Annotated in this window: 18 protein-coding genes; 7 read left to right on the forward strand and 11 right to left on the reverse strand. The window is 61.1% G+C overall.

All coding sequences use genetic code 11. The features are described 5' to 3' along the window. Nucleotides 1-3: 3 nt before the first annotated feature. From KGB28_RS16550 to KGB28_RS16560, 3 genes are all read right to left on the reverse strand, one after another. Nucleotides 4-945, reverse strand: a complete 942-nt coding sequence (locus KGB28_RS16550) for a rhodanese-related sulfurtransferase (protein ID WP_150753954.1) — start codon at nucleotides 943-945, stop codon at nucleotides 4-6. Between the two features lie 102 nt (nucleotides 946-1,047). Beyond that, on the reverse strand, nucleotides 1,048-1,347 hold the full coding sequence (locus KGB28_RS16555) for a BolA family protein (protein ID WP_102702334.1): 300 nt from the start codon (nucleotides 1,345-1,347) through the stop codon (nucleotides 1,048-1,050). 12 nt (nucleotides 1,348-1,359) lie between these two features. Beyond that, complete coding sequence (locus KGB28_RS16560) at nucleotides 1,360-1,884, reverse strand: DUF2059 domain-containing protein (RefSeq protein WP_007997268.1); 525 nt, start codon at nucleotides 1,882-1,884, stop codon at nucleotides 1,360-1,362. Between the two features lie 191 nt (nucleotides 1,885-2,075). Between KGB28_RS16560 and KGB28_RS16565 the strand changes: the two genes are divergently transcribed. Then, nucleotides 2,076-3,470 (forward strand): class II fumarate hydratase, encoded by a 1,395-nt coding sequence (locus KGB28_RS16565; protein ID WP_150753955.1) that lies wholly within the window; start codon nucleotides 2,076-2,078, stop codon nucleotides 3,468-3,470. A 136-nt stretch (nucleotides 3,471-3,606) separates the two neighbouring features. On the opposite strand, the gene KGB28_RS16570 is transcribed toward KGB28_RS16565, so the two are convergent. From KGB28_RS16570 to pap, 3 genes are all read right to left on the reverse strand, one after another. Next, nucleotides 3,607-4,566, reverse strand: a complete 960-nt coding sequence (locus KGB28_RS16570; RefSeq protein ID WP_150753956.1) for a DMT family transporter — start codon at nucleotides 4,564-4,566, stop codon at nucleotides 3,607-3,609. A 263-nt stretch (nucleotides 4,567-4,829) separates the two neighbouring features. Beyond that, nucleotides 4,830-6,014: a thiolase family protein gene (locus tag KGB28_RS16575; RefSeq protein WP_150753957.1), complete on the reverse strand. Its 1,185-nt coding sequence runs from the start codon at nucleotides 6,012-6,014 to the stop codon at nucleotides 4,830-4,832. Nucleotides 6,015-6,116: 102 nt separating this feature from the next. Next, nucleotides 6,117-7,637, reverse strand: a complete 1,521-nt coding sequence (gene pap, locus KGB28_RS16580; protein WP_150753958.1) for a polyphosphate:AMP phosphotransferase — start codon at nucleotides 7,635-7,637, stop codon at nucleotides 6,117-6,119. A 153-nt stretch (nucleotides 7,638-7,790) separates the two neighbouring features. Between pap and mnmC the strand changes: the two genes are divergently transcribed. The 5 genes from mnmC (at nucleotide 7,791) to KGB28_RS16605 (ending at nucleotide 15,237) form a co-directional block, all read left to right on the forward strand. Continuing rightward, nucleotides 7,791-9,770 carry a bifunctional tRNA (5-methylaminomethyl-2-thiouridine)(34)-methyltransferase MnmD/FAD-dependent 5-carboxymethylaminomethyl-2-thiouridine(34) oxidoreductase MnmC gene (gene mnmC, locus KGB28_RS16585; protein ID WP_150753959.1) on the forward strand — a complete coding sequence of 660 codons (1,980 nt, stop codon included), beginning with the start codon at nucleotides 7,791-7,793 and terminating at the stop codon, nucleotides 9,768-9,770. 170 nt (nucleotides 9,771-9,940) lie between these two features. Then, the gene (locus tag KGB28_RS16590; protein ID WP_150753960.1) at nucleotides 9,941-11,713 is read left to right on the forward strand and encodes an N-acetylglutaminylglutamine amidotransferase; all 1,773 of its coding nucleotides are present in this window, start codon (nucleotides 9,941-9,943) and stop codon (nucleotides 11,711-11,713) included. A gap of 3 nt (nucleotides 11,714-11,716) precedes the next feature. Beyond that, nucleotides 11,717-13,465 carry an N-acetylglutaminylglutamine synthetase gene (gene ngg, locus KGB28_RS16595; protein ID WP_150753961.1) on the forward strand — a complete coding sequence of 583 codons (1,749 nt, stop codon included), beginning with the start codon at nucleotides 11,717-11,719 and terminating at the stop codon, nucleotides 13,463-13,465. Nucleotides 13,466-13,635: 170 nt separating this feature from the next. Then, the gene (locus KGB28_RS16600; protein WP_150753962.1) at nucleotides 13,636-14,826 is read left to right on the forward strand and encodes an osmoprotectant NAGGN system M42 family peptidase; all 1,191 of its coding nucleotides are present in this window, start codon (nucleotides 13,636-13,638) and stop codon (nucleotides 14,824-14,826) included. 183 nt (nucleotides 14,827-15,009) lie between these two features. After that, on the forward strand, nucleotides 15,010-15,237 hold the full coding sequence (locus KGB28_RS16605; protein ID WP_056727184.1) for a YheU family protein: 228 nt from the start codon (nucleotides 15,010-15,012) through the stop codon (nucleotides 15,235-15,237). 5 nt (nucleotides 15,238-15,242) lie between these two features. On the opposite strand, the gene csrA is transcribed toward KGB28_RS16605, so the two are convergent. The 3 genes from csrA to KGB28_RS16620 all read right to left on the reverse strand — a co-directional run bounded on the left by csrA (nucleotide 15,243) and on the right by KGB28_RS16620 (nucleotide 16,795). Continuing rightward, nucleotides 15,243-15,428: a carbon storage regulator CsrA gene (gene csrA, locus KGB28_RS16610; RefSeq protein ID WP_150726220.1), complete on the reverse strand. Its 186-nt coding sequence runs from the start codon at nucleotides 15,426-15,428 to the stop codon at nucleotides 15,243-15,245. A gap of 154 nt (nucleotides 15,429-15,582) precedes the next feature. Next, complete coding sequence (locus KGB28_RS16615) at nucleotides 15,583-15,915, reverse strand: YnfA family protein (RefSeq protein ID WP_150726219.1); 333 nt, start codon at nucleotides 15,913-15,915, stop codon at nucleotides 15,583-15,585. Nucleotides 15,916-15,979: 64 nt separating this feature from the next. Next, nucleotides 15,980-16,795: an SDR family oxidoreductase gene (locus KGB28_RS16620; protein ID WP_150753964.1), complete on the reverse strand. Its 816-nt coding sequence runs from the start codon at nucleotides 16,793-16,795 to the stop codon at nucleotides 15,980-15,982. A 279-nt stretch (nucleotides 16,796-17,074) separates the two neighbouring features. On the opposite strand from KGB28_RS16620, the gene KGB28_RS16625 reads away from it, so the two are divergent. Beyond that, on the forward strand, nucleotides 17,075-17,233 hold the full coding sequence (locus tag KGB28_RS16625) for a DUF3309 family protein (RefSeq protein WP_172435350.1): 159 nt from the start codon (nucleotides 17,075-17,077) through the stop codon (nucleotides 17,231-17,233). 59 nt (nucleotides 17,234-17,292) lie between these two features. On the opposite strand, the gene KGB28_RS16630 is transcribed toward KGB28_RS16625, so the two are convergent. Beyond that, nucleotides 17,293-19,386 carry an LTA synthase family protein gene (locus KGB28_RS16630; protein WP_150753965.1) on the reverse strand — a complete coding sequence of 698 codons (2,094 nt, stop codon included), beginning with the start codon at nucleotides 19,384-19,386 and terminating at the stop codon, nucleotides 17,293-17,295. Nucleotides 19,387-19,723: 337 nt separating this feature from the next. Continuing rightward, a complete protein-coding gene (locus tag KGB28_RS16635; protein WP_150753966.1) occupies nucleotides 19,724-20,329 on the reverse strand; it encodes an START domain-containing protein in 606 nt (201 codons plus the stop codon). Nucleotides 20,330-20,338: the final 9 nt, after the last annotated feature.

Raw genomic sequence — 20,338 nt, forward strand, 5'->3', positions numbered from 1 at the left:
GGTTCAGACCTCGGAGGATGCTTGCTTGTAGTTGAAGCCGATCGGGTGAGGCTGGTTACGAGCCTTGGCCAGTTCGATCTGCTTCTGCCGGTCGATCGCGCTGCGACGGGTCTTCTCGCTCAGCTTATCCCAGCAATGCGGGCAACTGATGCCGGCCACGTAATGCTCAGACGCGCGGTCTTCCACGCTCACCGGCGTGCGGCAGGCATGACATTGATCGTAGTCGCCTTCGCTCAGGTCGTGACGAACGGTCACGCGGTTGTCGAACACGAAGCAGTCACCCTGCCACTTGGTTTCTTCCTGCGGCACCTCTTCGAGGTACTTCAGGATGCCACCCTTGAGGTGAAAAACCTCACCGTAGCCCTCGCTGAGCATGTAGCTCGAGGCCTTCTCGCAGCGGATGCCACCGGTGCAGAACATCGCGACCTTCTTGTGCACGGCCGGATCGAAGTTGGCTTTGATGTAATCGGGAAATTCGCGAAAACTGGTGGTTTTCGGGTCGATGGCGCCTTCGAAGGTACCGATCGAGACTTCGTAATCGTTACGGGTGTCGATCAACAGCACTTGTGGGTCGCTGATCAGCGCGTTCCAGTCCTGCGGATCGACGTAGGTGCCGACCTTTTTGTTCGGGTCCACGCCTTCCACGCCGAGGGTGACGATTTCTTTCTTGAGTTTGACCTTGGTGCGGTAGAACGGCTGTTCATCGCAGTACGACTCTTTATGGTCGATGTCGTCCATGCGCGGGTCGTTCTTGAGCCAGGCCATCAGCCCGTCGATGCCTTCGCGGCTGCCGGACACGGTGCCGTTGATGCCTTCATCGGCAATCAGCAGGGTGCCTTTGATGCCGTTGTCGACCATCGCTTGCAGCAGGGGCTCGCGCAGGGCGACGTAATCTTCCAGGGTGACGAACTTATACAGTGCCGCCACGACAATCTGTTGTGTCATGGGTAAATCTCCAGGTGGCTACCCTCGTAAGGGGTGAACCGGATGCGAAAAAAAACGCGCCGGGTTAGCGGCGCGTTGGGCATTCTAACAAAAAACCGGGGTTTAGTGCTTGCTGCCGCCGGCACAGGTCGGCGAGGCAGGGGCCGCGTCGATCTGTGCCCATTCCTCTGGCGTGTACGTATGCAGCGCCAACGCATGGAACTCGCCCATCAGCTCGCCGAGCGTGCCGTAGACCTTCTGGTGGCGCTTGACCCGGTTCAGGCCTTCGAACTGCGTACTGACCACCACAGCCTTGAAATGGGTTTGCAGCCCACGGCTATGCATATGGCTTTCATCCAGCACTTGCAGATGCTCGGGCTGAAGCAGGGCGAGCGTCGATTCGATGCGTTGTTGCATGGTCATACCGAACTCCGCTTAAGGCTTTTTCTTGGCTGGAGCGGCCGCGTCTTTCGGCGTCAGCTCAGCGGTCATATCAGCCAGCAGCTTGTTGACCACCGGCACTGCGCTTTCCAGCTTGGCCTGGGTCATCTGGGCCGATTGCTGGGTCAGCTGAGGCATTTTTTCCAGGACTTTCTTGCCCAGTGGCGACTGGTAGAACGCAACCAGGTCCTTGAGCTCGGATTCGGTGAAGTTGGTGGTGTAGAGCTTGACCATGTCCGGTTTCAGCTTGTTCCAGCCAATGGCCTGGTCCAGAGCGGCGTTGGCCTTGGCCTGGTAGGTTTCCAGCACGGCTTTTTTCGACTCAGGAGCTTTGGTTTGTTCGAAACGCTGGGCAAACATCTGCTGTACTTGCATGTACACCGGGGTGCCCAGTTTGTCAGCGTGCGCCATGGTCAGGAAAGCCTCGGCACTGGCGTTATGGCTGGCGGTGTCGGCAAGAACCTGGCCGCTGGCGCAGACCAAAGCAACGGCGGTACAGATGGCACGAAGACGAGTCATCGAGTTTCCTTTTCTAGCTGGCGAGGTAAAACCCCAAGGGCGTCCATTCTGCGCCTAAAAAAGTGTGTCGCTCAACCCCAAGCCTTGTCGCACCTGATTTAGAGGGGTTGGATGGTCAAATTCAGACTGATGGAACCACGGCCGTCGATCACGGCCTAAACTGCGCAATCGGACCTACAGGAGTGAGCAAGATGAGCCGTATCGAAACCGACAGCCTCGGCCAGGTTGAAGTCCCGGATGAAGCCTACTGGGGCGCTCAGACGCAACGCTCGCTGATCAACTTCGCCATCGGCAACGAACGCATGCCGCTGGCCGTGTTGCATGCCCTGGCGCTGATCAAGAAAGCCGCGGCACGGGTCAATGATCGCAACGGCGACGTGCCCGCCGATATCGCCCGCCTGATCGAGCAAGCGGCCGACGAAGTGCTGGCCGGCGACCACGACGACCAGTTTCCGCTGGTGGTCTGGCAAACCGGCAGCGGCACCCAGAGCAACATGAACGTCAACGAAGTGATCGCCGGTCGCGCCAACGAGCTGGCCGGCAACCCCCGTGGCGGCAAGTCCCCGGTGCACCCCAACGATCACGTCAATCGCTCCCAGAGCTCCAACGATTGCTTCCCCACCGCGATGCACATCGCCGCCGTCCAGGCGGTGCAACAGCACTTGCTGCCGGCGATCAGCGAACTGTCCGGCGGGCTGGCCGAGCTGGCCGCCCGCCACATTAAACTGGTCAAGACCGGCCGTACGCACATGATGGATGCGACACCGATCAGCTTCGGCCAGGAAATCTCGGCTTTCATCGCGCAACTCGATTACGCCGAGCGGGCAATCCGCAGCGCACTGCCCGCGGTCTGCGAACTGGCCCAGGGCGGAACGGCCGTCGGCACCGGGCTCAATTCACCCCACGGCTTCGGTGAGGCCATCGCCGCAGAATTGGCCGCCCTCTCTGGATTGCCGTTCATCACCGCGCCGAACAAGTTCGCCGCGCTGGCCGGCCATGAGCCGCTGACCACGCTGTCCGGTGGGCTGAAAACCCTCGCCGTGACGCTGATGAAAATCGCCAACGATCTGCGCCTGCTGGGCTCCGGCCCGCGCGCCGGTTTTGCCGAAGTCAGGCTGCCGGCCAATGAACCGGGCAGTTCGATCATGCCGGGCAAGGTCAACCCGACCCAGTGCGAAGCACTGTCGATGCTGGCCTGCCAGGTGCTGGGCAACGACGTCGCCATCGGCTTTGCCGCCAGTCAGGGCCACTTGCAGCTGAACGTGTTCAAACCGGTGATCATCCATAACCTCCTGCAATCGATCCGTTTGCTGGCTGATGGCTGCAGCAACTTCCAGCAGCACTGCGTGGCCGGCCTGGAGCCGGATGCGGAAAAAATGGCTGAGCACCTGGAACGTGGCCTGATGCTGGTGACAGCGCTCAACCCGCACATCGGCTATGACAAATCGGCGGAGATCGCCAAGAAGGCCTACAGCGAAGGCCTGACCTTGCGCGAGGCGGCGTTGCAGCTCGGGTATCTGACTGACGAAGAGTTCGATGCGTGGGTAAGACCGGAGAATATGCTGGAGGCTGGGGCCAAGGGTTGAGTGCTGAGTGCTGAGTGCTGAGTGCTGTAGCGCCTGATAGTCCGTCTTCGCGAGCAAGCCCGCTCCCACATTGGATCTTCGTCACACATCAGATCCCTGTGGGAGCGGGCTTGCTCGCGAAGAACGATAACGCGGATTAACCTGCAGCAATCCGCATCCGCCGCGCCTTCAATCCGGCAATCAGCGATGGCCCCAACGCCACCAGCGCCGACCCCAGCACCACCAGCACCGCGCCGCCATAACCCAGACCATTGATCGTCTCGGCATGCACATAGTCGGGCCACAGCCACGCAGCCATGGCGACCGCGGCAAAGGTCACCAACGGCGTGATGGCCAGCGTCGCACTGACCCGGGAGGCTTCCCAATGGGCCAGGGCCTCGGCAAACGCGCCATAGGCAATCAGGGTGTTGAGACAGCACGCCAGCAGCAACCAACCCTGCAACGGGGTCAATTGCAACGCTTCGAGCGGATGCACCCACGGCGTCAACAGCGCCGCGCAAAACAGGTAGATTACCATCATCACCTGCAGCGAATTCCATACCGTCAGCAGTTGCTTCTGCCCCAGGGCATAGAAGGTCCAGACCGTGGACGCCAGCAGTATCAGCAGCACGCCGGCGGTGTAGTCGGTCAGCGACGTGAGCAACTCACTCAAGCGCTGGTTGAAAAACAGCGCAAAGCCGATCAGCAGCACCAGCAGGCCAATCCCCTGCCCCAGGCTGAAACGCTCCTTGAACACAAACAGACTGGCGATCAGCAGCATGATCGGGCCCATCTGCACCACCAGTTGCGCGGTGCCGGGGCTGAGCAGGTTCAGGCCCATCAGATACAACACATAGTTACCGACCAGGCCGAGCACCGCCATCAGCACCAGCCAGCCACCACGAGGACCGAGCACTTTGCGGCTGGGCAGGCGCCTGGTGGCCGCCAGGTAAATGAACAGGCAGCCGCCGGATACCAGCAGGCGAAACCAAGTCACCGTCACCGGGTCCATCACCAGCAACACTTGCTTGAGCTTGATCGGCAGGATTCCCCACAACAACGCGGTCAACAAGGCCAGGAACAGACCGTAACCCCAGCGACCCGATGAAATGTGCATGTGAACCCCAACGCCAACTGACAGGAGCCGACATTCTAGGCCCGGCGCCTTGGCGTACACAGGCACAGTTTCGGACTGGCCGCGAATGAAACTGTGCGGGTCGTAATCTTCAGGTGATGTTTTTTGACCGTGGCGCACCCATCGCGAGCAAGCTCGCTCCCACAGGTTTTGCGACGTACACAACATTTGTTATCGCCGCTGAACACTGTGGGAGCGAGCTTGCTCGCGATGACTATCTAACTGACAACGAGAAATATCGAGGCTTAACGCACCGCTTCAAACAGCCCGGTTGCCCCCATCCCGCCACCCACACACATGGTGACGATGCCGTAACGCAGATTGCGTCGCTGCAATTCACGAACCAGATGCCCGACCTGGCGCGAGCCGGTCATGCCGAACGGGTGGCCGATGGAAATCGAACCGCCGTTGACGTTGTACCGGGCATTGTCGATTTCCAGCCGGTTGCGGCTGTACAGGCACTGCGAGGCGAACGCTTCGTTGAGTTCCCACAGGTCGATGTCGTCAATCCGCAAGCCTTTGGCCTTGAGCAGTTTCGGTACCGAAAACACCGGGCCGATGCCCATCTCGTCCGGCGCGCAACCGGCCACGGTAAAACCGCGGAAGAACGCTTTCGGCTTGAGCCCCAGTTCCAGTGCTTTCTCCAGGCTCATCACCAGGGTCATGGACGCACCGTCAGACAGCTGCGAAGAGTTGCCCGCCGTGACCGAGCCATCTTCGGCGAACACCGGCTTCAACCCGGCCAGACTTTCCAGGGTGGTGTCCGGGCGGTTGCAGTCATCGCGGTCGACGATGCCGTCGAGGATCTGTGCCTGACCTGTGGCCTTGTCTTCGACGCGGTACTTCACCGCCATCGGCACGATTTCATCGGTGAACAGCCCGGCAGCCTGAGCCTCTGCGGTACGCTGCTGGCTTTGCAGCGCGTACAGGTCCTGCTCCTCACGGCTGACGCTGTACCGACGCGCGACGACTTCAGCAGTCTGGCCCATCGGGAAGTAGATGCCCGGCACCTGCTCCTTGAGCAGAGGGTTGATCAGATTGTCGTTATTGACGCTATTCATGGTCAGGCTGATGGACTCGACGCCGCCGGCGACGATGATGTCGCTGCAACCCGAAGCGATCTGGTTGGCGGCAATGGCAATCGCCTGCAGGCCCGAGGAACAGAAGCGGTTGAGGGTCATGCCGGCCGTGCCGATGCCCAGGCGCGACAGCACCGCGACGTTACGACCGATATTGAAACCCTGGGCGCCTTCGTTGGAGCCGGCGCCAACGATGCAGTCCTCGACGCTCGCCGGATCGATACCGGCGCGCGCCAACAGTGCATCGACACAGTGTGCCGCCATGTCGTCCGGGCGGGTCATGTTGAATTTACCGCGAAAGGATTTGGCCAGGCCGGTCCGCACGCTGTCGACGATCACCACTTCACGCATGACATACCTCATTGTTGTTATCGGTTGAGAGTGGACCGAGCATAAGTCCAGCCCTTGACCGACCGCGACAATCATTCACCTCGCATATGCGTAACCATCGCCTCAATCCTTGTCCTTACGCTTGCGTTCATGCCGGTCGGATTTTTCGAAAGCCTCCTCCAGTGCCCGGTTGATGGTGCGCAAGACTTTGACTCGTGCCCAGCGCTTGTCGTTGGCTTCCACCAGGGTCCATGGCGCAATCTCGGTGCTGGTACGGTCGACCATGTCACCGACCGCCGCGCGATAGTCATCCCATTTTTCACGGTTGCGCCAGTCGTCTTCAGTGATCTTGAAGCGCTTGAAGGGAATCTTTTCGCGCTCCTCGAAGCGCTCCAGTTGCGTCTGTTTGTCGATGGACAGCCAGAACTTGACCACGATCACACCGGCGTCGGTAACCTGCTCCTCGAAATCGTTGATCTCGCTGTAGGCACGCAGCCAGTCTGCCGGGCTGCAAAACCCTTCGATGCGCTCCACCAACACCCGGCCATACCAGGAGCGATCGAACACGGTGAACTTGCCCCGGGCCGGCAGGTGCCGCCAGAAACGCCACAGATACGGTTGCGCCCGTTCTTCCTCGGTGGGCGCGGCAATCGGCACGATGCTGTACTGGCGCGGATCAAGCGCTGCCGCGACCCGGCGGATCGCCCCGCCCTTGCCGGCCGCGTCGTTGCCCTCGAACACCGCCACCAGCGCGTGGCGGCGCATGCGTTTGTCACGCATCAACCCGGAAAACCGCGCCTGCTCGGTGATCAGCTGTTCTTCGTAATCTTCCTTGTCCAGGTGCAGGGTCAGATCCAGGCTATCGATCAAGTTCACTTGATCGACACTGGGGAACACTGGCGCGGCGCTGACCTTTTCCGGATGGATCGTCGGTCGCTGCAATGCGCCCTGCAGGCCCGCCAGCAGAATCCGCCCCACGGCCAGGCTCCGATAATGGGCATCCGCCCCGGCGATCACATGCCACGGTGCATAGTCACGGCTGGTGCGGCGCAGCACCCGCTCACCATATTTCACGAACCTGTCGTAGGTTTGCGACTGCTGCCAGTCCAGCGGGCTGATGCGCCAGCTGTGCAGCGGGTCGTCGGCCAGCGCCTTGAGGCGTGCCTTCATTTGCTTCTTGGAGAGGTGAAACCAGAACTTGAAGATCAGCGCACCTTCATCGCAGAGCATCTTTTCCAGGCGCTCGGCGGCATTGATTGCCTGGTCCAGTCGCGGATCCTTGAACTCGCCATGGACCCGCCCCTGCAGCATCTGGCTGTACCAGTTGCCGAAGAAAATCCCCATGCGCCCCTTGGCCGGGAGCATCCGCCAGTACCGCCAGGCCGGCGGCCGCGCCAGTTCTTCGTCGGTTTGCTGATCGAACGTACGGACCTCGATCAAGCGCGGGTCCATCCACTCGTTGAGCACCTTGATCGTCTCACCCTTGCCGGCACCTTCGATGCCATTGATCAAAATGATCACCGGAAAGCGGCGTTGCTGCTGCAATTCGAATTGCGCTTCGAGCAACGCTTCGCGCAGGGCCGGGACTTCGGCGTCGTAGATTTCTTTGTCGATGGCGTGATCGATTTCGGCGGATTCAAACATGAGCGGCTCCCTTCCAGATGTGAGCAAGACTAGCGGATTGAACTGAAGGCCAGCAGAGATTCTCCCGGTCTCGGCCAATGCATACCTTGCCACGGATCAAGCACCACGCCTGCGATCGGCTAGAATGGCGGCCTTGCCGTTGCCGAGCCTGCCATGAAACCTGTATTGCCCCACGCCCAGCTCGACTGGGACGACCAAGGTCGCCCGTATTCGCGAGTGTTCGACGATGTGTATTTCTCCGACCAGTCGGGGCTGGACGAAACCCGCTATGTCTTTATCGAACAGAACCGTTTGGCCGAGCGCTTTGCGGCCTTGCCCGAAGGCGGGCGGCTGGTCATCGGTGAAACGGGGTTCGGCACCGGGCTGAATTTTTTGTGCGCCTGGCAGGTGTTCGAGCAACACGCAGCGGCCGGTGCGCGGCTGCATTTTGTCAGCGTCGAGAAGTACCCGCTGAGCCCCGACGACTTGCAACGGGCCCTGGCGCTGTGGCCGGAACTCAAGGTGTTTGCCGATCAACTGCTTGAGCAATACGTGGCCATCCATCAGGGCTTTCAGCGCCTGACGCTGGACCACGGCCGCGTGACCCTGACGCTGCTGATCGGCGATGCACTGGAGCAACTACCGCAACTCGATGCCCGAATCGACGCCTGGTTTCTCGACGGTTTCGCCCCGGCGAAAAACCCCGACATGTGGACCGCCGAACTGTTTGCCGAGCTGGCGCGCCTGGCCGCTCCCGGTGCATCCATCAGCACCTTCACCAGCACCGGTTGGGTGCGGCGCCTGCTCAACGCCGCCGGTTTCAAGATGAAACGCACCCCCGGCATCGGCCATAAATGGGAAATCCTGCGCGGCGAGTTCCTCGGCTGGCCCCAGGAAACGCCGGCCCCGGCCCTGGATAAACCCTGGTTCGCACGCCCGGCCCCACTGACCGGCGAGCGCCAGGCACTGGTGATCGGTGCCGGCCTGGCCGGTTGTGCCAGCGCCGCCAGCCTCGCCGCGCGGGGCTGGCAAGTGACAGTGCTGGAGCGCCACGACGACATCGCACGGGAAGCCTCGGGTAACCCGCAAGGCGTGCTCTACCTGAAGTTATCCGCCCACGGCACGGCGCTGTCGCAAATGATCGTCAGCGGATTCGGCTACACCCGACGCCTGCTCGAACACTTGCAACGGGGCCGCGACTGGGACGATTGCGGCGTGTTGCAACTGGCTTTCAACGCCAAGGAAGCTGAACGCCAGGTGAAATTAGCCGCGGCATTTCCGGCGGACTTGTTGCACCTGCTTGATCAACCCGAGGCACAGGCCGTGGCCGGTATCGGGCTGGCACAGGGGGGCCTGTTCTATCCCGAAGGCGGCTGGGTTCACCCACCGGCGCTGTGTCAGTGGCAGGCTGCGCATCCACAGATTCAACTGTTCACCCACCACGATGCGCTGGAACTGCGCAAGGTTGAGGGCCGGTGGCAAGCCTGGGACGGCGAACGCTTGCTTGCCGACGCCCCCGTGGTGGTGCTCGCCGGCGCAGCCGAAATCCAGCGTTTCCCCGAGAGCGCCGAGTTGCCGCTCAAACGCATTCGCGGGCAAATCACGCGCCTGGCGCAAACCCCGCAAAGCCAGGCCCTGAGTACCGTGGTGTGTGCCGAAGGCTATGTCGCCCCCGCCCGTTTGGGCGAACACACCCTGGGGGCCAGTTTCGATTTCAAGAGCGATGACCTGACGCCGACCACGGCAGAACACCTGGGCAACCTGGCCATGCTCGAAGAGATTTCCCACGATCTGGTCGAGCGGCTGGAGATCGAACACCTCGACCCCGAGCATCTCCAGGGTCGCGCTGCATTTCGCTGCACCAGCCCCGACTACTTGCCAATCGTCGGCCCATTGGCCGACACCCAGGCGTTCGCTGAGGCTTATGCAGCGCTGGGCAAAGACGCCCGGCAGGTGCCGGACGTCGAATGCCCATGGCTTGACGGTTTGTACGTCAACAGCGGTCACGGCTCGCGCGGCCTGATCACTGCGCCGCTGTCCGGAGAGCTGCTGGCAGCCTGGCTGGACAACGAACCCCTGCCATTGCCCAGAAGCGTGGCCGAGGCCTGTCACCCCAACCGGTTTGCCCTGCGGCGTCTGATCCGGGGCAAGTAGTCGATACAGCAGCCGAAGTCGCCCTCACGGGGCGATTCGGCCGTGGTCTGGCGCGCATATAACTCATCGGTCTAAAACTCCCCTTACCGAGGAGGGTCACTTTCTGAGTACCCGCCGTTTTGGCGCGGTATCGATCGACCCTCCCCAACGGAAAAACCGGTAAGGAATTTATGTGCGGATTAGCTGGCGAGTTACGTTTTGATCATCAACCTGCAGACCTTGCAGCCATTGAACGAATCACCCATCACCTGGCCCCTCGCGGCCCCGACGCCTGGGGCTTTCATAGCCAGGGGCCGGTTGCCCTGGGCCATCGGCGCCTGAAGATCATGGACCTGTCGGACGGCTCGGCGCAGCCGATGATCGACCCGCAACTGGGCTTGTCCCTGGCCTTCAACGGGGCGATCTACAACTTTCCGGAACTGCGCGCGGAACTGGAAAGCCTGGGTTACGCCTTCTATTCCGGTGGCGACACCGAAGTCTTGCTCAAGGGTTATCACGCCTGGGGCGAAGCCTTGCTGCCAAAACTCAACGGCATGTTTGCCTTTGCCATTTGGGAGCGCGATGCCCAACGCCTGTTCATCGCCCGCGACCGTCTCGGCGTTAAACCGCTGTACCTGTCGCGCGCCGGCCAACGCCTGCGCTTCGCCTCGGCCCTGCCGGCATTGCTCAAGGGCGGCGACATCAACCCGCTCCTCGATCCTGTAGCGCTCAATCATTATCTGAACTTCCACGCCGTGGTCCCGGCACCCCGCACTTTGCTGGCGGGCGTTGAAAAACTGCCGCCGGCCACCTGGATGCGCATCGAAGCCGACGGTCGCACCGAGCAGAAAACCTGGTGGACCCTGCCCTACGGCCCTCACGCCGATGAGACCGATCTGACTCTCGAAGACTGGCGCGACCGTGTGCTCGACAGCACCCGCGAAGCGGTAGCGATTCGTCAGCGTGCGGCGGTGGATGTCGGTGTTCTGCTGTCTGGCGGTGTCGATTCAAGCCTGCTGGTGGGCCTGTTGCGGGAAGTCGGCGTGGACAATCTGTCGACCTTCTCCATCGGCTTCCAGGATGCCGGCGGCGAGCGTGGGGACGAGTTCCAGTATTCGGACCTGATCGCCCGACACTACGGCACGCAGCACCACCAACTGCGCATCGACGAAAAGGAAATCATCGAACAGCTGCCCGCCGCATTCCGCGCCATGAGCGAACCGATGGTCAGCCACGACTGCATCGCCTTCTATCTGTTGTCCCGGGAAGTGGCCAAACACTGCAAAGTCGTCCAGAGCGGCCAGGGCGCCGACGAACTGTTCGCCGGTTACCACTGGTATCCGCAAGTGGACGGTGCGAGCGATCCATATGCCGCGTACCGCGAAGCGTTTTTCGACCGCAGTTACGACGACTACGCCGCCACCGTGCAAGCGAAATGGCTGACTGCAAATGACGCCGCCGGTGACTTCGTCAAAGCCCATTTCGCCCAGCCCGGTGCCGATGCGGCAGTGGACAAGGCTCTGCGTCTGGACAGCACGGTGATGCTGGTGGACGACCCGGTCAAACGGGTCGACAACATGACCATGGCCTGGGGCCTGGAAGCGCGCACGCCGTTTCTCGACTATCGCCTGGTGGAGCTGTCGGCACGGATTCCGGGGCGTTTCAAACTGCCGGACGGCGGCAAGCAAGTCTTGAAAGAAGCTGCGCGACAAGTGATTCCCAGTGAAGTGATCGATCGCAAGAAAGGTTACTTCCCGGTGCCGGGTCTCAAGCATTTGCAGGGCGATACGCTGGAATGGGTGCGCGAGTTGCTGCTCGATCCCAGCCAGGATCGCGGCCTGTTCAAACCCGCGATGCTCGACCGTTTGCTGACTGATCCACAGGGGCAATTGACACCGTTGCGCGGCTCGAAGCTGTGGCAACTGGCAGCCCTCAACCTGTGGCTCAGCGAACAAGGAATCTGAACGATGAAACCTCACGCCACGGCTTTCAGCCAACGCCTGTTGCGCGGCCAGTCACCCTCCTACGAACGCTTGCAGGCACGTCTGGCCGAGGATCGCTGTGAACTCGGCGGGGCGCCGATTGCCGTGCATTGCGGCTGGGGCCGCTTGCTGATCGGCCATACCTTTGCCGATGCCGCGAGCCTCGCCGGCGAGTTGCTCAACGAGCAGCCCGGCGAGCGGGACATTGCCCTGTACGTCGCCGCGCCCCAGCAAGTGCTGGGGCTGGAGCCGACGCAGCTGTTCCTCGACCCGTCCGACACCTTGCGCCTGTGGTTCAGCGACTACCGTCAGGCGACCCGGGTGTTTCGTGGTTTTCGCATTCGACGCGCGCAAAGCGATGCCGACTGGCAGGCCATCAACCAGCTGTATCAGGCCCGCGGCATGCTGCCGATCGATGCCACCCTGCTCACTCCGCGTCATCTGGGCGGCCCGGTGTACTGGCTGGCCGAAGACGAGGACAGCGGCGCGGTCATCGGCAGCGTCATGGGCCTCAACCACCACAAGGCCTTCAACGACCCGGAAAACGGCAGCAGCCTGTGGTGCCTGGCGGTCGACCCGCATTGTGCGCGGCCGGGTGTCGGTGAAGTACTGGTGCGGCATTTGATCGAACACTTCATGAGTCGCGGGCTCGCCTGCCTTGACCTGTCGGTGCTGCACGACAATCGCCAGGCGAAAAGCCTTTACGCCAAGCTCGGTTTTCGCAACCTGACGACCTTCGCCATCAAGCGCAAGAACGGCATCAATCAGCCGCTGTTTCTCGGGCCCGGCCCGGAAGCCGCGTTCAACCCGTACGCCCGGATCATTGTCGAGGAAGCACACCGTCGTGGCATCGATGTGCACGTCGATGACGCCGACGCCGGGATGTTCACCCTCAGCCATGGCGGGCGCCGGGTACGCTGCCGCGAATCCCTGAGCGACCTGACCAGCGCCGTCAGCATGACCCTGTGCCAGGACAAAAGCCTGACCCACAAAGTGCTCAAGGCTGCCGGGTTGAACCTGCCGGCGCAGCAATTGGCGGGTAACGCCGATGACAACCTGGCGTTCCTCGATGAACACCAGCGCGTAGTAGTCAAGCCACTGGATGGTGAACAGGGCCAAGGGGTGGCAGTGGATTTGCGCACCATCGAGGAAGTGCAGCAAGCCATAGAAGCCGCTCGCCACTTCGACAGCCGCGTGCTGTTGGAACATTTCCACGAAGGCCTGGACCTGCGCATTGTGGTGATCGGTTTTGAAGTGGTCGCCGCCGCCATTCGCCGGCCGGCCGAAGTGGTGGGCGACGGCCAGCACTCCATCGGCGCATTGATCGAAGCCCAGAGCCGGCGGCGACAAGCGGCCACGGGCGGCGAAAGCAAGATCCCGCAGGACCAGGAAACCCAGCGCACCTTGCGTGCCGCCGGATACGACTACAGCAGCATTCTGCCGGCCGGTGAGCACCTGTTCGTACGACGCACGGCGAACCTTCATACCGGTGGCGTGCTTGAGGATGTCACGGCGATCCTGCACCCGACGCTGGTGGACGCCGCCATCCGCGCGGCCCGGGCACTGGACATTCCCATGGTCGGCCTCGACCTGATGGTGTCCGCCGCTGACCGGCCGGACTATGTGTTTATCGAAGCCAACGAACGGGCCGGGCTGGCCAACCATGAACCGCAGCCGACGGCGGAGCGGTTTGTGGATTTGTTGTTTCCGTACAGCCAGCCGGTGGTCTCTTAGCCATGTGTTGTCTGCACTGGCCCCTTCGTCGGAACGCCGCCCGGACCAAGCCCGCTCCCACATGTGATCGCATTCCCCTGTGGGAGCGGGCTTGCTCGCGAAGGCGGCCTGACAGACAACACAAATCCCTCATCGAAACCATCGGTGCGCTCAACTCATCAGGAGTTTCCATGATCAGCAAAATCCCTGAACCGGACCTCGGTTACCTGCAAAAAGTCCTGCTGGAAATGCTCGCCATTCCCAGCCCCACCGGGTTCACCGACACCATCGTGCGCTACGTCGCCGAACGCCTTGAAGAACTCGGCATTCCCTTCGAGCTGACCCGTCGCGGCACCATTCGCGCCACGCTCAAGGGCAAGAAGAACAGCCCCGACCGCGCCGTTTCCGCCCACCTGGACACCATCGGCGCAGCGGTGCGTGCGGTGAAGGACAATGGCCGCCTGACTCTCGCGCCGGTCGGCTGCTGGTCCAGCCGCTTTGCCGAAGGCAGCCGGGTCAGCGTGTTTACCGACAACGGCGTGATCCGCGGCAGCGTCTTGCCGCTGATGGCTTCCGGGCACGCATTCAACACCGCCGTGGATGAAATGCCGATCAGTTGGGATCACATCGAGTTGCGCCTGGACGCCTACTGCGCCACCCGTGCCGACTGCGAGTCGCTGGGCATCAGCGTCGGCGATTTCGTCGCCTTCGACCCGCTGCCGGAGTTCACCGAAAGCGGCCACATCAGCGCCCGCCACCTCGACGACAAGGCCGGGGTGGCCGCGCTGCTGGCGGCGCTCAAAGCCATCGTCGACAGTGGCGAAGAGCTGATGATCGACTGCCATCCGCTGTTCACCATCACCGAGGAAACCGGCAGCGGTGCCGCGGCGGCGTTGCCCTGGGACGTCAGTGAGTTCGTCGGCATCGACATCGCACCGGTCGCGCCCGGCCAACACTCCAGCGAGCACGCGGTGAGCATCGCGATGCAGGATTCCGGCGGGCCGTATGACTACCACCTGTCGCGCCACCTCCTGCGCCTGGCCAGCGACAACGAGTTGCCGGCACGCCGGGACCTGTTCCGCTACTACTTCAGCGACGCCCATTCGGCGGTCACCGCCGGCCACGACATTCGCACCGCCCTGCTTGCCTTCGGCTGCGACGCCACCCACGGTTACGAGCGCACCCACATCGACAGCCTCGCCGCCCTGAGCCGCCTGCTCGGTGCGTACATCCTCAGCCCGCCCGTGTTTGCCAGCGATGCACAACCGGCCAAGGGCTCACTGGACCGCTTCAGCCATCAGCTTGAACATGACACCCAGATGGAAAGCGATACGCGGGTGCCGTCGGTGGATAGCCTGGTGGGGCAGCGGTCGGAGAACTGATTCAGGCTCTTCATCGCCTGGTAAACCGCCTTCGCGAGCAAGCCCGCTCCCACATGTGATCGCATTCCCCTGTGGGAGCGGGCTTGCTCGCGAAGACGCCGGACCAGACGACACATCAGCCCAAGGCTAGCCGCAACAGCCCATTGGCCGTAGCATCGCGCCATTGATCCAACCGAGGTGCCTATGCTGATCCCCCACGACCAACTTCAAGTCGATACCCTCACCCGCCTGATCGAGGATTTCGTGACCCGCGACGGCACGGACAATGGTGACGACACGCCACTGGAAACCCGCGTGCTGCGCGTGCGCCAGGCCTTGACCAAGGGCCAGGCACTGATTGTCTTCGATCCGGAAAGCGAGCAATGCCAGCTGATGCTCAAGCACGACGTGCCCAAGCACCTGTTTGACTGAGGCCTTCAGCGCTCCTTGGTTTTCGCCAGTTTGTTCTGGATGCGTTCGTAGATTTCGCAGCGATGCACATTGACGTCCTGAGGCGCTTCAACGCCAAAGCGCACGTTGCTTCCGTTGATCGCGAGAACACGCACGGAAATGTTGTCACCGATGGAAATGGTTTCGCCCACAATGCGAGTGAGTACGAGCATGAGGAGTGTCCTTCAGGGGTTACTGGCCCTTGAAGATGCCCGGCCCGCGGTACGCCTACAATGCTCCGACAGCAAACCAGACCGGACTGACAGCCCCTGACGCACCACGCTTACGGAAAGGTCTGACAGGTCGGTTGATTGTAGGGCCGATCTGTCAGGACGCGGAGAATCGCGGCCCGAACAGGATGATACTCGCGCCGATCACACACAGCGCCACACCAAGCCAGTCCGAACCCAGCGGACGAATCCGCTCGACCACGGCCAGCCAGCCGATTGAGGCAATGATGTAGATGCCACCGTAAGCGGCGTAGGCGCGGCCGGCGTAGCTTGCTTCGATACGGGTCAGCAGCAGGGCGAACAGGGTCAGGCTGAGGAGCGCCGGCACCACCCACCACATGCTTTTACCCTGGCGCAGCCACATCCAGAAGGCAAAGCAACCGGCAATTTCGAACAACGCGGCGAGGAAAAACCACAGGTAATTGAGCATGCAAGCGTCTCGCGAGGATGGCCGATGGCGGCCACCCTAACCACAGCGTTGCCTGCGGGCAAGATCAGCTTGCCGATTGCCTGGCCTTGGCGCGCATTTTGTCGGCCATGACGGTCATTTCGTTGTAGAGCAATTGCGGGTTCTTCTGCTTGATCGCCCAGGCCATGCGCCCCTGTTCGTGGGGCAGGATCATGAACTCGCCGGCGGCGACCTGCTGATAGATGTAGTCGGCGATGTCGGCGGCACTGATGGGCGAGCTTTCCAGCAACTTGCCGACCTGGGCTTTCATGGCCGGGGTTGGGCCACGGAAGGAGTCCAGCAGGTTGGTCTGGAAGAACGACGGACACACCACATGCACGCCGACTTCCTGATGCGCCAGCTCGATCAGCAGGCTTTCGGACAACGCCACCACGCCCGCCTTGGCCACGTTGTAGTTGCTCATCGCCGGGCCTTGCATCAGCGCGGCCATGGACGCGATGTTGATGATCTTGCCTTGGCTTTTTTCCAGCAGTGGCAGGAAAGCCTTGCAGCCCTTGACCACGCCCATCAGGTTGATCGCGATCTGCCAGTCCCAGTCCTCCAGGGACAACTCACTGAAGAACCCGCCAGACGCCACGCCCGCGTTATTGACGATGACATCGATGCCGCCGAGCTTGACTTCGCAGGCCTGGGCAAACGCCGTCAACTGGCTGTAATCGCGTACGTCACAGCGCTGGATAAAACCGTCGCCGCCCGCTTCGCGGACCAGCTTGAGGGTTTCCTGCAAGCCGGGCTCGCTGACGTCCGACAAGGCCAGTTGCCAGCCTTCACGCGCCCAGCGCAGCGCGATTTCGCGACCCAGGCCAGAGCCTGCACCAGTGATCATCATGCGATTTTGCATAGCAGACAGCCTTGTTGTTCTCGGAAGATGCACCGAGTGTAGCGAAGGAAATTGCCCGACCCACGCTCCATCAGATTGCTGAATGGCCCGAGCAAACTGCGGGAGCGTCTGACGCAACCAAGGTAACTACAAAAGAAATAAGAACCCGTCCGAAATACTTCAAAAAAACCTGGAATTTTCCCGCAAGCGCAAGAGTCGGAATTTTTAAGCAGCTCGAATTTACTTCATTCCCGCTGAGCTTGATTGGCATGGTCAATCCACTGCATTTTCGACAAGGAAATAGACATGGGCACAATACTGATCATCATTCTGATCCTGTTACTGATCGGTGGTTTACCGGTCTTCCCGCACTCCAGAAGTTGGGGTTACGGCCCGTCCGGAATCATCGGCGTCGTATTGGTGGTGCTGTTGATCCTGCTCTTGCTCGGCCGAATATAAATATCCGCCAGGCAAAAAAAAGAGGCCCTTGAAGGGCCTCTTTTCTATTGCGTCACAACTTAGTCCGGCTTGCCATCAACAACACCAGCGGTGTTGTCCAGCAGGCTCTTGGTCGCTGTTTGCAGGAACGCTTCGAGCTTGAGTTTCAACTCGGCGGTACGCGGTACATCAGCAATGACTTCGGCGCGAGGCTTGGTACCCAATTCATACTGATACAACTTCGGCGCCATGTCCTTGTCCTTCGGCAGGACCAGAATCTGGTCTGCGGTGAGGATGGCCGTGGTCTGCTCGCTGCCCGACGGCTTGATCACACCAATACCGGCGTCGCCTTCCGGCAGGTTGAGCAGGTCGCGTCCCCAGCACTGATGACGCACTTCACCACCGATGCGGCCCATGATGGTCGGTACGATGTCGATCTGAGTGCCCACGGTGTGGTCACGCTGGCCGAACTTTTCCTGGATGCCCGGCGCGATCATCAGCATCGGCACGTTGAAGCGGCCCAGGTCCATTTCGGTGATCTGCTGTTCGTTACCAAAACCGTGGTCACCGACGATGACAAACAGGGTTTCCTTGAAGTACGGCTCCTTGCGGGCCTTTTCAAAGAACTGGCCCAGTGCCCAGTCCGAGTAACGCATAGCGGTCAGGTGTTCGTTCAGGTTGCCACGATCGGTCACGCGCTCGACCGGCAATGGCGTCGGCAAGGCGTAAGGCGTGTGGTTGGACAGGGTTTGCAGCAAGGCATAGAACGGCTTGCCGTTTTCCCGTGCCTTGAGCTCGACCAGGCCACGGTCGAACATGTCCTGGTCGGACACGCCCCAGGTCGGATCAGAAAACACCGGATTCACGAAATCGTTACGGCCGATGAAGTTGGTCATGCCCTGGTTGCTGAAGAAACCCGACTGGTTGTCCCAGGCGAAATCGCCGTTGTAGACATACACATCGTCGAACTCACGGGCGCTGAGCAACTGCGGCAAACCGGAAAGCTTGTGGCTGCCTTCCGGGGTCTGCATCAGGTATTCGAAACCCGGCAGGTTCGGGAAGCAGGCCATGGTGGCGAACATGCCCTGGTGGGTATGGGTGCCGTTGGAGAAGAAGCGGTCGAACAGCAAGCCTTCCTTCGACAGTTTGTCGAGGTACGGCGTGATGTTGCCCGGCCCACCCAGCGCACCCACCGAGTGACCGGCCATGCTTTCCATCAGGATCACGACGACGTTCTTGATCGGCAGGGTCTTGTCGGCTGGCGGGGTGTAATCGCGACGTACCGCTGCGGTCTCGCCATCCACCAGTTTGTCATCCGCCATCACCAGCACGTCGCGCACGACTTGTTGGGCTTGTGGCTGTGGCAGCGTGGCTTTCCAGATATTGTCGCGATCTTCGGACATCCGGCTCTTGGCGGCGGCGACCAGAGAAAGCGTACCGTTGAGACCCAACTGGTTGGCGAAGTTGGAGTCTGTGGTGTAGACATCACCCCAGCGCATCGGCGGGCCTTGACGCAAGGTGCCACGGGCCGCGACGACGCAGATCAGCAGGCAAACCACGAACACGCCAATGCGTGCATACCACGGCGCTACCTTGCGTGTGCCGATGCTGCCGCCACTGAACGGGCCACGAGGGCGGGTCGCACGGTCGGCGCCCTTGAATGCCATGCTCAGGATCACGGTACCCACGGCCCACGCCAGCAGATAGCGGACCACCGGAAAACCATACCAGAGCATGCTGGCCACGGTTTTCGGGTCTTCCTTGACGTACTGGAAGACCAGGCCGTTCAGGCGCTGGTGGAACTCACGATAGAAGTCCATCTCCATCAGGCCCAGGAACAGCGCAATGCTGGAGACGATCGTCAGCCAGAGACGGAACAGCCCGCGTGCGGCCATGGCCCGGGCACTGAACAAGGCCAGCAGCAACGGAATACTGAGATAGACCACCAGGCGCAGGTCGAAACGCAGACCGTTGGCGAATGCTTCGAGGAAGGTCGAGGCCGGTGTATCGAGGATCATCGAGCTGTTGTAAGCCAGCAGCGCGACGCGCAGCAGGCTGAACATGACCATCATGACCAGGGCACACAACAGCGTGTAGGCCAGATGCGATTTGACGGTCGGTTGCAGCAGGCGACTAGAAGCTCGCTGCTGACTCAGGGCGTCCGGGATTGCCATGTCGTTTTAGGACCCATTGGAAGTTGAAGTTTCAAAAATACAGCTGCGCCTTGCCCTCTTTTCGGCCCGTACAAGGCCTGGGGGTTTGCGCGGTGCGCAAATGTTGCACGATCAACGGCAGCATTGCCATTGATAACTACCCTCATCCCGACTGTTTCATCCTGCATTCAGCAATACGCAGCGCCTTACGGGAGAGCCGGCGAATTGTCTTGGAGAGTGGGTGAAAATTTCGTGCAACGCATATCCTGAAACAAATTAAAGCCTGCGCACCGGTCAAAAACGCAAACGCCCCGATCGAATCGGGGCGTTACGAAGTCACCTCAAAAGAGCGAAACAGTTACTTCTCGGCGCGTTCCTTGAGGGCTTTCAAGGTATTGAACGGGGCATCCACCACGAACTTGTTGGCCACCATCGACGGCACGCTGCCGCCCGGTTCGGTGTGCACCTGATAGGTCACTTCGATCTGGTCGCCCTTGGGTACGAACTTCCAGAAACCGTCGACCTTGGCGACCCGGACGAAGCCTTTTTCTTCAGGAACGTATTTCGGTACGCCTTCGAGCTTGCGGGTCAGGCTGCCATCAGCCCCTTCGAGGGTGGTGATGTGCAACACCGAATCTCGCGGAGTAACCGGCCACGGGGTGTTGAACTGAGTGTAGGTCCAGCTCTGGTCACCTTCGTGCTTGAGCAGCTTCTGGGTTTTGCATTCGTGAATCCAGGCGCAGGCTCCGGGCACGTCTTCCTGCAACGCACGCAGCTTGGCCATGGTGGTTTTCATCAGCGTGACGCCCTGGTAGGCCTTGTAGTCGGAGCCGGCCACTTCACTCAGGGAGATCTTGATGCCGTCTTCGTCTTTTTTGACTTTCCAGTCTTCGGCCTGGGCCGTCGAGGTAACCAGCGCAACCGTCAAACCACACAGTACAGCCATACGATGCAGCGAACCCATAGTCTTATT

It is taken from the genome of Pseudomonas sp. BF-R-19 (genome assembly GCF_019956445.1).
In the GTDB taxonomy this organism is placed as follows: Bacteria; Pseudomonadota; Gammaproteobacteria; order Pseudomonadales; family Pseudomonadaceae; genus Aquipseudomonas; species Aquipseudomonas fluorescens_BH.

Coding starts and splice junctions, on each gene's coding strand:
- KGB28_RS16550 (WP_150753954.1), bottom strand. CDS start 945: ATGACACAACAGATTGTCGTGGCGGCACTGTATAAGTTCGTCACCCTG.
- KGB28_RS16555 (WP_102702334.1), bottom strand. CDS start 1,347: ATGACCATGCAACAACGCATCGAATCGACGCTCGCCCTGCTTCAGCCC.
- KGB28_RS16560 (WP_007997268.1), bottom strand. CDS start 1,884: ATGACTCGTCTTCGTGCCATCTGTACCGCCGTTGCTTTGGTCTGCGCC.
- KGB28_RS16565 (WP_150753955.1), top strand. CDS start 2,076: ATGAGCCGTATCGAAACCGACAGCCTCGGCCAGGTTGAAGTCCCGGAT.
- KGB28_RS16570 (WP_150753956.1), bottom strand. CDS start 4,566: ATGCACATTTCATCGGGTCGCTGGGGTTACGGTCTGTTCCTGGCCTTG.
- KGB28_RS16575 (WP_150753957.1), bottom strand. CDS start 6,014: ATGCGTGAAGTGGTGATCGTCGACAGCGTGCGGACCGGCCTGGCCAAA.
- pap (WP_150753958.1), bottom strand. CDS start 7,637: ATGTTTGAATCCGCCGAAATCGATCACGCCATCGACAAAGAAATCTAC.
- mnmC (WP_150753959.1), top strand. CDS start 7,791: ATGAAACCTGTATTGCCCCACGCCCAGCTCGACTGGGACGACCAAGGT.
- KGB28_RS16590 (WP_150753960.1), top strand. CDS start 9,941: ATGTGCGGATTAGCTGGCGAGTTACGTTTTGATCATCAACCTGCAGAC.
- ngg (WP_150753961.1), top strand. CDS start 11,717: ATGAAACCTCACGCCACGGCTTTCAGCCAACGCCTGTTGCGCGGCCAG.
- KGB28_RS16600 (WP_150753962.1), top strand. CDS start 13,636: ATGATCAGCAAAATCCCTGAACCGGACCTCGGTTACCTGCAAAAAGTC.
- KGB28_RS16605 (WP_056727184.1), top strand. CDS start 15,010: ATGCTGATCCCCCACGACCAACTTCAAGTCGATACCCTCACCCGCCTG.
- csrA (WP_150726220.1), bottom strand. CDS start 15,428: ATGCTCGTACTCACTCGCATTGTGGGCGAAACCATTTCCATCGGTGAC.
- KGB28_RS16615 (WP_150726219.1), bottom strand. CDS start 15,915: ATGCTCAATTACCTGTGGTTTTTCCTCGCCGCGTTGTTCGAAATTGCC.
- KGB28_RS16620 (WP_150753964.1), bottom strand. CDS start 16,795: ATGCAAAATCGCATGATGATCACTGGTGCAGGCTCTGGCCTGGGTCGC.
- KGB28_RS16630 (WP_150753965.1), bottom strand. CDS start 19,386: ATGGCAATCCCGGACGCCCTGAGTCAGCAGCGAGCTTCTAGTCGCCTG.
- KGB28_RS16635 (WP_150753966.1), bottom strand. CDS start 20,329: ATGGGTTCGCTGCATCGTATGGCTGTACTGTGTGGTTTGACGGTTGCG.